General features: G+C 33.5%; 10 protein-coding genes and 1 tRNA gene. 6 read left to right on the top strand and 5 right to left on the bottom strand.

The features are described 5' to 3' along the window. Positions 1–29: 29 nt before the first annotated feature. The 4 genes from rnjA to def all read right to left on the bottom strand — a co-directional run bounded on the left by rnjA (position 30) and on the right by def (position 3,262). Entirely contained in the window at positions 30–1,727 is a 1,698-nt protein-coding gene (rnjA, locus tag RWM24_RS01640; protein WP_314110922.1) for a ribonuclease J1, read from the bottom strand. Next, positions 1,727–1,942, bottom strand: coding sequence for a DNA-directed RNA polymerase subunit epsilon (locus tag RWM24_RS01645; RefSeq protein WP_006702773.1), 216 nt, complete (start codon positions 1,940–1,942; stop codon positions 1,727–1,729). The genes rnjA and RWM24_RS01645 overlap by 1 nt, the downstream gene beginning before the upstream one ends. 71 nt (positions 1,943–2,013) lie before the next feature. Continuing rightward, positions 2,014–2,712 (bottom strand): HAD family hydrolase, encoded by a 699-nt coding sequence (locus RWM24_RS01650; protein WP_314110923.1) that lies wholly within the window; start codon positions 2,710–2,712, stop codon positions 2,014–2,016. Further along, entirely contained in the window at positions 2,705–3,262 is a 558-nt protein-coding gene (gene def / locus RWM24_RS01655; RefSeq protein WP_314110924.1) for a peptide deformylase, read from the bottom strand. Before def ends, RWM24_RS01650 begins: the two co-directional genes overlap by 8 nt. A 197-nt stretch (positions 3,263–3,459) precedes the next feature. Here def and RWM24_RS01660 point away from each other — a divergent pair, with 197 nt between their 5' ends. From RWM24_RS01660 to RWM24_RS01675, 4 genes are all read left to right on the top strand, one after another. After that, the gene (locus RWM24_RS01660; protein ID WP_314110925.1) at positions 3,460–4,227 is read left to right on the top strand and encodes an isoprenyl transferase; all 768 of its coding nucleotides are present in this window, start codon (positions 3,460–3,462) and stop codon (positions 4,225–4,227) included. Next, complete coding sequence (locus tag RWM24_RS01665) at positions 4,224–5,024, top strand: phosphatidate cytidylyltransferase (protein ID WP_314110926.1); 801 nt, start codon at positions 4,224–4,226, stop codon at positions 5,022–5,024. Before RWM24_RS01660 ends, RWM24_RS01665 begins: the two co-directional genes overlap by 4 nt. Positions 5,025–5,033: 9 nt before the next feature. Further along, a complete protein-coding gene (gene rseP / locus RWM24_RS01670) occupies positions 5,034–6,296 on the top strand; it encodes an RIP metalloprotease RseP (RefSeq protein ID WP_314110927.1) in 1,263 nt (420 codons plus the stop codon). An 87-nt stretch (positions 6,297–6,383) separates the two neighbouring features. Beyond that, complete coding sequence (locus RWM24_RS01675; RefSeq protein WP_314110929.1) at positions 6,384–10,709, top strand: PolC-type DNA polymerase III; 4,326 nt, start codon at positions 6,384–6,386, stop codon at positions 10,707–10,709. A gap of 30 nt (positions 10,710–10,739) precedes the next feature. On the opposite strand, the gene RWM24_RS01680 is transcribed toward RWM24_RS01675, so the two are convergent. After that, positions 10,740–11,480 (bottom strand): N-formylglutamate amidohydrolase, encoded by a 741-nt coding sequence (locus RWM24_RS01680; RefSeq protein WP_314110931.1) that lies wholly within the window; start codon positions 11,478–11,480, stop codon positions 10,740–10,742. A 69-nt stretch (positions 11,481–11,549) separates the two neighbouring features. Here RWM24_RS01680 and RWM24_RS01685 point away from each other — a divergent pair, with 69 nt between their 5' ends. Next, positions 11,550–11,867 carry a hypothetical protein gene (locus tag RWM24_RS01685; protein ID WP_314110933.1) on the top strand — a complete coding sequence of 106 codons (318 nt, stop codon included), beginning with the start codon at positions 11,550–11,552 and terminating at the stop codon, positions 11,865–11,867. 84 nt (positions 11,868–11,951) lie between these two features. Continuing rightward, positions 11,952–12,025: transfer RNA gene (locus RWM24_RS01690), tRNA-Arg, on the top strand. The last annotated feature ends 85 nt before the right edge of the window (positions 12,026–12,110 follow it).

Here is a 12,110-nt window from a genome sequence, read left to right on the forward strand (position 1 = left end):
AAGCGAGATGTTTCTTTTTTCATGATAGTTTATTCTTCCACATCTTCTGCGCTAACACCCATTAAGACTGGTAAAATCATTGGGCGGCGAGCTGTTTGTTTATATAAATAAGGATTTAACGTATCGATAATAAGATTACGTAGGGATCTCTCATTTAAAGGTTCGTCAGCTTCATTGATGAAGACTTGTAATTCTTCTTTCAGAATTTGTTGAGCTTGGTTTAATAATTCACCGGACTCACGCATATAGATGAATCCACGAGATAAAATCTCAGGTCCTGTTACTAATTCACGTTCATCATAATCAACCGTTGCAACGACAATCACTAAACCGTCTTGAGATAAAGTTTTACGGTCACGTAAAACGATATTTCCGATATCTCCAATACCATTTCCGTCTACATAAACATCTCCAGCATAGAAATGTCCAGCACGACGAGCAGAGTCACTAGTTACTGCTAAAATATCTCCATTACTTAAAATGAATGAATTTTCTTTAGGAATTCCAACTTGACTTGCTAAGTTAGCTTGGATTTTTTGCATTCTGTATTCACCGTGAACTGGCATGAAATACTTCGGTTTCATTAATCGTAACATTAGTTTTTGTTCTTCTTGAGAACCATGTCCTGAAGTGTGAATATTATTTAATTTACCATGAATAACTTCAGCTCCAGCTTCAGATAGTAAATTAATCACACGATTTACTGCAGCTGTATTTCCAGGAATAGGAGAGCTTGAGAAGATGACTGTATCTCCAGGTTGTACAGAAATTTGACGGTGATTTCCATTGGCAATACGGCTTAAGGCAGCCATTGGTTCACCTTGAGATCCTGTACATAAAATAATCACTTCTTCAGCAGGATATTGGTTAATATCACGACCATCGATAAATGTATCATCTGGAGCAGAAATATATCCTAATTCACGAGAAGTAGCAAAGCTAGCTTCCATACTACGTCCAAAGACAGCAATTTTACGTCCAGTAGCTACTGCAACATCTGTTACTTGTTTTAAACGAGAAACATTCGATGCAAATGTAGCGAAAATAATACGACCTTCAACACGTTGAATAATTTCTTTAATCGATTGTCCAACGACTTGTTCTGATTTCGTGAATCCTGGAACTTCAGAGTTCGTACTATCTCCTAAAAGAACTAGTACACCTTCTTCACCAATTTGAGCCATTTTGTGTAAGTTAGCAGGTTGTCCTACTGGTGTAAAGTCGAATTTATAGTCTCCTGTAAATACAATATTTCCAGGAGGAGTTTTAATGACAATACCGAATGCATCTGGTATAGAGTGAGTAGTACGGTAAAAACTTACTTGAGTTTTTCTAAATTTAATAACCGAATCTTCATCTATTTCATGTAAGATAGCATCTCGAAGTAAGCCATGTTCTTCAAGTTTGTTTCGAATGAGTGACATTGCCAATTTAGTTGCATAAATTGGAATATTCACTTGTTTAATTAAGAAAGGAATACCACCAATATGGTCTTCGTGTCCATGAGAGATGAAGAGACCTTTAACTTTACTTTGGTTTTGAATAATGTAGCTATAGTCAGGAATTACATAGTCAATTCCTAATAAATCATCTTCAGGGAATTTAATTCCAGCATCTAGAATAATTAATTCATCCTGGAATTGGACGCCATAGGTATTCTTTCCGATTTCACCTAAACCACCAAAAGCGAATACGCCCGTTTCATTATTTTTTATTGTTGGTTTCATTAGTTAAACACCGTAACTTTGAAATCAGGATTTTTTTGTTCATAAGCTAGATGTTTTTCATCTAATTCTTGAATGAACTCCACATTGTATTCAGTGTTTTCGTCAACTAAACGACGAGCTTCAACTTTATCTTGAGCTTCTACGTATAGTGATAGAGTATTTTCACGACGTGGTGCTTCAGTTTTTGATGGTTGGTAAGTAATTTTAAAAATCATTTTATAACTCCTTATTTGTTCAATATAGTTTTCAAAAATTATTTTAACATAAAAGTACACTTTAAGTACAATTATCTGTGTAGTATTTGTTGGATTAAAGGAAAGATTTCCTTTGGTTCTTTAGCTTCATCACATGATAGATTTCCTGCATCCATTTGATGATATTTTGTAAATTGAATCGGGTGCCAGTTCGCTTGAATAGCTCCAGTAATATCTGTTTGGACATCGTCTCCAATCATAAAATATTCATCAGCAGAAATTTTTGATTCGACATGGTGAAAAGCTTGAATGCTTGGTTTCTTCGCTTGAATAGATTCTGAAATATACCAAAACTCTTCAGGAATCCACTTGGATAAGTTTAATTGATACAGTTTATTTTTCTGATGGTTTGTTGGGCCATTCGTCAAAATAGCAATTTGATATGATTCTTTATTACATTGTTGAAATACTTCAATCCATTCTTCAGAAAGGGTAATAGCATTTAAAGTGTCTTGGTAAGCTTTAATAAAAGCTTGAATTTTTTCAGAGGATAACTCAACCCCTACATCTTTAAAAGTATTGGAAACTCGTTCTAGATGTGATTGAGAAAGAGAAATTTCTCCTGCAGAAAATTTTTCAAAAGCTTCATCACTTCTTTTTTGATAAGTTAAATAGAGACTTTCCGCATCTATACTTGGTGTTGCGAATTGACTAAACGTTTTAAAAAACACTTCACTCTTAGAATAAAGGGTATCATCTAAATCAAATATCACTGCAATTTTTTTATCCAATTACGACAGCTCCTTCAGGAATGTATTGTGGTTGAGCTTGATTAATATGATCATAGAACATAACTCCGTTTAAGTGATCAATTTCGTGCTGAACAACAATTGCTTCATAATCCGTCAAAGTTTTAACTTTTTCTTCACCTTCAGGTGTGAAATATTTTACAGTAATTCTTTGAGGTCTTAATACGACTCCAGGAACGTCTCTATTCACAGATAGACATCCTTCGCCTTCTTTTAAGCAAGTTTTCTTTACAGATTCTCTTAAAATGCGAGGATTAATCCATACTTCATCAAGTAGAGCAGGTTCATCTTCATATCCTGGAATTAAAAGAGCAATCATTTGAATTTCTTTTCCTAATTGTGGAGCTGCTAAGCCAACTCCAGCACGTAATTCATATTTTGCAGCAATTTCTTCGTCTTGACTATTATGTAAAAATTCTAGCATTTCTTTTGCTAAATGTTGCAAGTCATCTGACAATGGAAAACTAATTTTTTCCGCACGTTTTCTTAAAGCAGGGTGACCTTCTAATACAATATCTTTCATTGTAATCATTTTGTTTTTCTACCTCCTAATATGCTTTTGTCCTTTAGCATTATACCATTTTTTTCCTAAGAACACCATGGTAGAAACCTTCATTCACGACTTTGTCTAGCAAAGTCTAAGAATGGTTTAAAAGAAGGGGGAATAACTACCCAATAAGGTGTTTTTCTGTTACAATAAGGGAGTATTTCATAAGTAAAGGAATTGAAATGATGCTTTTTTGGAAAAAGAAAAAAGAAACAAAAACCATTGAATTAGATAAAACAAATATTCCTCAACATATTGCAGTTATTATGGACGGTAATGGACGTTGGGCAAAAAGTAGAAATTTACCTCGAATTGCTGGTCATAAAGAGGGAATGAGTACGGTTAAAAGAATAGCTATTGCTGCTGATGAATTAGGAGTAAAGGCTATGACAATGTATGCGTTTAGTACAGAAAATTGGAAGAGACCAACCGAAGAAGTGAGCTTTTTAATGAAACTTCCAGGAGACTTTTTCAGTTCATTTATGCCTGAATTGCAAGAGCGAAATATGCGCATCCGTCTAATTGGATTTACCGATCAATTACCAGAAGCAACAAGAAAAGTTGTTGAAAAAGCAGTAGAGGATACAAAAGACAATACAGGAATGACTCTATGTTTTGCGTTAAATTATGGCTCGAGAGCAGAAATTCTTCAAGCAGTAAAAGAAATTGCTGTAGATGTTTCAAATGGTGAGTATGATGCGGATTTAATTAATGAAGAACTATTTACGAACCATTTACAAACGAATTTTTTAGGAGATTTATCAGAACCAGATTTAATGATTCGTACAAGTGGTGAACAACGGTTAAGTAATTTTCTTTTATGGCAATTAGCGTATAGCGAATATTATTTTACAGATATTTTTTGGCCAGATTTTAGTAAAGAAGATTTAGAAGAAGCAATTTTAACGTACCAGAAACGTCAGAGACGATATGGAGGATTAATTTCATGAAGACACGTATCATCACTGCCATTGTTGCCTTGATGTTGTTTGTTCCTGCATTAGTTATTGGGGGAACTTTACTTAAAGTTGTTATTGGATTTTTATCATTTGTTGCAATTTTTGAATTTTTTCAGATGAAGAAATTATCGATTGTTTCGATTGAAGGAATCTTAACGCTTATAGCTACACTATCGATTATTTTTGCAAGAGCACCGATTATTGAATTACCCGTAGGTGTTGATTTCTTTTATATTTTCTTCCTATGTGTGATGTTATTAATGTCGTTAACCGTTTATAAAAGTGAGACGCTGTCCATTGAAGATGTCAGTTTCTTATCTCTCATTGCTTTATATGTAGGCGGTGGATTTTCCGGAATTTTATTTGTACGTGAATATGGTTTTGGAATGGTCGTTTTTGTCTTTTGTATTATTTGGGGGACAGATACGTTTGCTTATTTTACAGGAAGAAGTTTTGGAAAGCATAAATTAGCTCCTGCAATTAGTCCGAACAAAACGATTGAAGGATCCATTGGTGGAGTGATTGGAGCAATTGGGTTAGGAACGATTGCTTTAAAATTATTCAATCCATTAGGATTTCATTTTATAGAAATGACGATTTTAATGATTGCCTTATCAGTTTTTGGGCAATTAGGAGATTTAGTAGAATCTGCATATAAACGTAGATTTAATGTAAAAGATTCTGGAAATATCTTTCCAGGTCATGGAGGAGTATTAGATCGATTTGATTCAACATTTTTCGCAATGTTTATGTTTCAAATTGTATTGAAATTTATTGGTACTCATTAAGGAGGACATATGATTAAAACAATTATTGCATTTTTATTTGTATTTGGTGTCATTGTTATTATTCATGAATTTGGACACTTTTATTTTGCAAAACGTGCAGGTATTTTAGTAAAAGAATTTGCCATTGGAATGGGACCAAAAGTTTTACAAGTACGTAAAGGTGAAACAGTTTATACATTACGATTATTACCTGTTGGGGGATATGTTCGTATGGCAGGTCATGAGGAAGATGATCAAGATATTAAACCTGGTATGATGGTGACACTTCGATTAGAAGATGGAATTGTTCAACAAATTTCGTTTGATCCATCAATTGAATTAGAACAAGGACTTCCTTTCCAAATTGAATCTTGTGATTTGCAAGATAAAATGGAAGTAAGAGGATATAAACCTCAAAAAGAAGAATTAGAAATATTAACAGTTTCTAAAACAGCAACGATTATTGAAGAAGATGGAACTGAAGTAGTTGTTGCTCCGATTGAACGTCAGTTTAACTCGGCAAGTTTAAAAGATCGTATGTTAACGAACTTTGCCGGACCGATGAATAATTTTATTTTATCGATTATTACATTTATTATCGTGGCATTTTTAGCTGGTGGAGTTCCTTCTAATGAAGCAGTAGTTGGAAACTTTGCAAGTGAATCTGCAGCTCAAGCAGCTGGCTTACAAGTTGGAGATAAAATTATTGAAATTGAAGGGAAAGCCGTTCAAAAATGGGGAGACATTAGTAAACAAATTTCTCCACGTGCTGACCTTGAAACGAAACTTGTGATTGAACGAAATGGGAATCAACAAATGATTGTTGTAACACCTAAAGCGTATGATTTATCAGATGGGTCTAAAGTTGGTATTTTAGGAATTGAATATGCGAAGAAAACAGATGTTTTATCTAAAGTACTTTATGGTTTTACTCAAACATGGTTTGTCATTAGTTCTGTATTCTTAACAATTGCATCATTCTTTACAAAAGGATTTTCGATTAATCATTTAGGTGGTCCAGTAGCGATTTTCTCTCTAACATCTCAAGTGGCTCAAAGTGGATTTGTTTCTGTTTTGAATTTCTTAGGATTAATTAGTGCCAATTTAGGAATGATGAATTTATTACCAATTCCTGCATTAGATGGAGGAAAATTAGTGTTGAATATTATCGAAGGAATTCGTAAGAAACCACTAAGTCCTGAAAAGGAATCCTATATTACAATTGCAGGTGCAGTATTCTTAATCATTTTAATGATTTTAGTGACATGGAACGATATTAGTAAATTATTTTAACAAGTAACAGGAGGTAAGTGATGGTTTTCTATAGTAACATAATAGAAAACCACACTTATTTTTTCAGTTTTTGAGAGGAGTGATGAAGTGTCAGAACATCAACAACAATTATTTTTAACGTTAATGAATCAATTGAAGCTAGATACGGATGAGTTTTTACAACCAGATTTTGATCAAGCCTCATTAACTAAAATTGATATTACAAAAAGTATTCCAGAATGGTGCTTTAATATTGAGACGAATCAAGTTGTTCAGTACGAAAAATTCAAACGTTTCTATGAACAATTAAAACAGACCTATGAAAAAATTGCTCAAGTAAAATTAATCGTAAAAACGAGAGAAGAGTCTCAAATTACACAAGAACAAATTCAAGCATATTGGGAAATGGTGCTCTTCCAATTACAACAAGAATCACCTCTTGTAGTTCAACTACTTTCTGGACAAATTCCTACATGGAATCAGAAAAAAATACAATTTCATTGTCCAAATGAAATTACCAAATCTCATGTAAACGAAAATTACATCAAAAAAATTCAACAATATTTTGAGAATTTAGGTTTTCCAAAAATGGGTGTGGATATTATTGTCAATGATGAATTAGGTAGTCAATTAGAAGAAGAGTTACGCATTAAACACGAAACGATTGAACAAGAATATCAAGAAAAAGCTGTTCAACAAAAAGAAGTTCAAGAAGCTGCATCTTCTAAACCTACTGTAGTTAATACAGATTCATCTATTTTATATGGAAAAGCGATTCGTAATAATCTAGAAACAAGAGAAATTGCAGATATTTATGAAGAAGAGCGAAATGTATTAGTCGAGGCACAAATTTTTGATATTGAAATTCGTACAAGAAAAGCAAGTGGGAAATCCTTTGCCAATATTAAAATGACGGACTATACTTCATCTATTGGGGCAACTTTATTTCCTTCAACAGCTGAAGATGAAGAACGTTTAGCTGCCTTAAAAAAAGGAACATGGGTAAAAGCATATGGAAATATTGAGATTAATAAATTTTCTCAAGAATTAAATATGATTGTTCGAGATATGAATAAAGTCGAGCATATTGGTCGAATCGATCGTGCGCCTGAAGACCAAAAACGTATTGAATTACATTTACACACAAATATGTCGGTCATGGATGCAACAAATTCTGCTAGTGATTTAGTCAAACAAGCAGCAAAATGGGGACATCCTGCAGTAGCCATTACAGACCACGCAAACTTACAATCGTATCCAGAAGCTCATGGAGCAGGAAAAGGAAATAATATTAAAATCTTATACGGATTAGAAGGAAATATTGTTGATGACCAAGTGAATGTTGCCTATAATCCGCAACATATTTTATTAGAAGATGCGACGTATGTAGTGTTTGACGTTGAAACAACTGGGTTATCAGCTATTTACGATTCTATTATTGAATTAGCTGCCGTTAAAATGCATAAAGGAAATGTAATCGATAAGTTTGAAGAATTTATTGACCCAGGACATCCTTTATCTGCGACAACGATTCAATTAACAGGCATTACAGATGATATGGTTCGTGGTTCTAAATCACAAGCTCAAGTATTGAAGGAATTTGCAGCATTTACAAAAGATACGATTTTAGTAGCGCACAATGCAAGTTTCGATATGGGATTCTTAAATACTGGATATGAAAAAGAAGGATTAGAGAAAACAACTCAACCGGTCATTGATACATTAGAATTATCCAGATTGTTACACCCACAATTAAAATCTCATCGTTTAAATACATTAGCAAAACGATATAATGTTGCCTTAGAACAACATCACCGTGCGGTATTTGACTCTGAAACAACTGGACATTTATGTCATATTTTCTTAAAAGAAGCAGCCAATGATCATGGATTAATATATCATGACCAATTGAATACGAATTTACACCCAGAAGAAGTATTCAAAAATGGTCGTCCATTCCATGCAACGATTTTTGCAAAGCATCAAGCAGGATTGAAAGAACTCTTTAAAGTAGTGTCAGCTTCAAATGTACAATATTTTTATAGAGTTCCTCGTATTTTGCGTAGTATGTTAATCGAGAAGAGAGATTCATTTTTAATTGGGAGTGGTTGTAGCGAAGGAGAAGTCTTTGAAGCAATGATGCAAAAAGGCTATGAAGAAGCTAAAGAAAAGGCTAAGTTTTATGATTATATTGAAATTATGCCAAAAGCAGTCTATCGCCCATTAATTGATAAAGAACTCATTCGAAATGAACATCATCTAGAAGAAATTATTAAAAATCTGGTGAAATTAGGAGAAGAATTAGATATTCCAGTTGTGGCAACAGGGAATGTTCACTATTTAAATCCTGAAGATAAAATTTATCGAGAAATCTTATTGACGTCTGTGAATAATGGACAGAAATTAAATTATCCAGATGTACATTTTAGAACAACGAATGAAATGCTAGATGAATTTGCCTTTTTAGGAGAAGAGAAAGCTTTCGAAGTTGTTGTAACAAACACTCATTGGGTCAATGATCAGCTAGAAGTGATTATCCCAATTAAAGATGACTTATATACGCCTAAAATTGAAGGGGCAGAAGATGAAATCACAAAATTAAGCTATGACAAAGCTCATGAATGGTATGGAGAAGAATTACCAGAAATCGTTGAGAAACGTATCGATAAAGAATTAAAGAGTATTATCGGAAATGGATTCTCAGTTATTTACTTAATTTCTCAAAAATTAGTGCATAAGAGTAATGAAGATGGCTATTTAGTAGGATCTCGTGGATCGGTTGGTTCCTCATTAGTTGCGACATTAACGGGAATTACCGAAGTAAATCCATTAGCGCCACATTATCGCTGCCCAAACTGTTGTTATTCAGAATTTTTCGATGACGGTTCTGTCGGTTCGGGATTTGACTTACCAGAAAAAGATTGTCCTAAATGTGGAACACGTCTTGCAAAAGATGGACATGATATTCCATTTGAAACCTTCTTAGGGTTCTACGGGGATAAAGTACCCGATATCGATTTAAACTTTTCAGGGGAATATCAGCCACAAGCGCATAACTATACGAAAGTATTATTCGGAGAAGATTATGTGTATCGTGCAGGAACCATTGGTACTGTTGCAGATAAAACAGCCTTTGGATATGTAAAAGGATATGAACGAGATTTAGGATTAGAATTTAGACAAGCAGAAATTGATCGTTTAGCAAAAGGGTGTACAGGAGTCAAAAGAAGTACTGGACAACACCCAGGGGGAATTATTGTAATTCCAGATTATATGGATGTTTACGACTTTACTCCAATCCAATTCCCAGCAGATGACCAAAATGCAGAGTGGAAAACAACTCACTTTGATTTCCATTCCATCCATGATAATGTGTTAAAACTCGACATACTTGGACACGATGATCCGACCGTGATTAGAATGCTACAAGATTTGTCAGGAATTGAACCGAAGGATATTCCACCAGATGATCCAGAAGTGATGAAAATATTCGGTGGAACAGAAGTATTAGGCGTTACTCCAGAACAAATTGATTCTAATACGGGTACACTGGGAATTCCTGAGTTTGGTACAAAATTTGTACGTGGAATGTTAGAACAAACAAAACCAACTACATTTACAGAGTTACTACAAATTTCAGGACTATCTCATGGTACAGACGTATATCTTGGAAATGCAGAAGAATTAATTCGACTGCATGGTATCCCACTTTCTGAAGTAATTGGATGTCGTGATGATATCATGGTGTACTTAATTCATAAAGGTGTAGAAAACGGTGCTGCTTTCAAAATTATGGAAGGCGTACGTAAAGGAAAGGGAATACCGGAAGATTATCAAGCAATGATGCGAGAAAATAATGTTCCAGAATGGTATATCGAATCGTGCTTGAAGATTAAGTACATGTTCCCGAAAGCCCATGCGGCAGCCTATGTATTAATGGCCTTACGTGTAGCGTGGTTTAAAGTTCATAAACCTTTATTATATTACTGTGCATATTTCTCAGTTCGTGCTCAAGACTTTGATATTGTAGCAATGTCACAAGGGAAAGAAATGATTAAGCAAAGAATGAAGGAAATCCGTGATAAAGGAAATGATGCAAGTGCGAAGGAAGTAAATTTATTAACTGTACTTGAATTAGCCAATGAAATGTGTGAACGTGGCTTTAGCTTTAAAATGGTTGATATAGAAAAGTCTGATGCAGTGAATTTTGTCATTGAAGGAGATAGTTTAATTGCTCCATTTAGATCGATTCCAGGATTAGGACTAAACGTAGCCAATAAAATTGTTGAATCAAGACAAGAACAACCATTTATTTCTAAAAAAGACTTAGCAATACGTGGGAAAGTTTCTAAAACTTTAATTGATTATATGACTGAGAATAAAGTATTAGATGACTTACCAGATGAAAATCAATTATCCTTATTTGATTTTTAATGAAAAAGCAAAATAGACGACTTCGGTCGTCTATTTTTTGTAATATTCTTCAATTTGTAAGAAAACTTGTAGTAGTTTTTCTTGTAAACTTTTAGTTTTTTGAGAATCTATTTTCTTATTAAGAAGATACATCGAATAAGGGATTTCAATTTGAATCGCTTCTACATTCGATTGCTTTGAGATTTCATGAATAATATTTCCACCTTTAAAAGGATTATCAAGTTGAATGGATAAATCTGCATTCTCAAAACAATGCACAATAAACGTTAACGATTCTTTTGAGATTGTTGAATGTTCTTTAGTACTAATAATAATGTTATCTGTATTAAAGGATTGATCATCATAGCTATGTAAATCTAGTAAACAAATCTTTGAAAAATTTGTTTTTTTGAAGGATAGTTGTTCCCATATCGCATCGTAATAAGGAGTATAAAATTTCATCAGCCATTGTTGCTGGATTGCTTTAGAAGGATATTGCTTAAATAATGGATTTCCAACTTCATCATATTTTGGAATGATTGGAAGTGCAGAAGTTTTAGAAGTATATTTTGAACGATTCACATCTACGATATATCTTGAAAGTTTCGAAGAAATACTTGTAAATGGAAAGTCTTTCATGAATGTATTCATTTCCCAATCCGTATGAATTCGTTTCGCTATCGGATTTATTCGACCTTGAATATCTTCAGGAATTTCTATTCCAGAATGAGGAATAGACAATAAAATAGGAGAAGAGTGATTTTCTTGTTTTACTGTGACATATGAATTCATGAAATCCTCCTAGTAATATTGTGATTGTTGAGTAAATTTAGTATACTAAACTTTGAAGAGGTGAATCAAATGAATAAACATGAAATTGATGAAATGTATTCTTATTTATTAGAATTTACAGCGGATGTATTATATTGTGCAGCTCCATATAGTGAAAATAGAAAAGTATTAGCTGCTATTACATATGATCCAGATTTTAAACAAAATTTTCTTTTATCATATCGTAATGAACAAGATACTGTTGAAATGCCTGAAGAAACAAGACAAAGAACTACAGAAGTTTGGATGACTTTTGGAGAAATAATTGATTATGCCTTAAATCAATTACAAGAATTCCGAGTAAAGTATTATCCAAAACAACAGATGAAACGTTCTTTAAGATTATAATGTAGATTTTTATCCACAGAATGAACAAAATTTATTTCATGTATTGACAGTTATTATACATATTGATATAATAACTTTTGTACTGTTCTAGTAGCTCAGCAGGATAGAGCATTCGCCTTCTAAGCGAACGGTCGGGGGTTCGAATCCCTCCTAGAACGTTTTAGACCTAATTGATAGGTAAAAAGTTGTGGCTCTTTGTCAAATAGGGTTGATGAAACAATTTTAGTGAAGGAATTAAGCAGC

Origin of the sequence: uncultured Granulicatella sp. (assembly GCF_963516875.1) — a bacterium.
In the GTDB taxonomy this organism is placed as follows: Bacteria; Bacillota; Bacilli; order Lactobacillales; family Aerococcaceae; genus Granulicatella.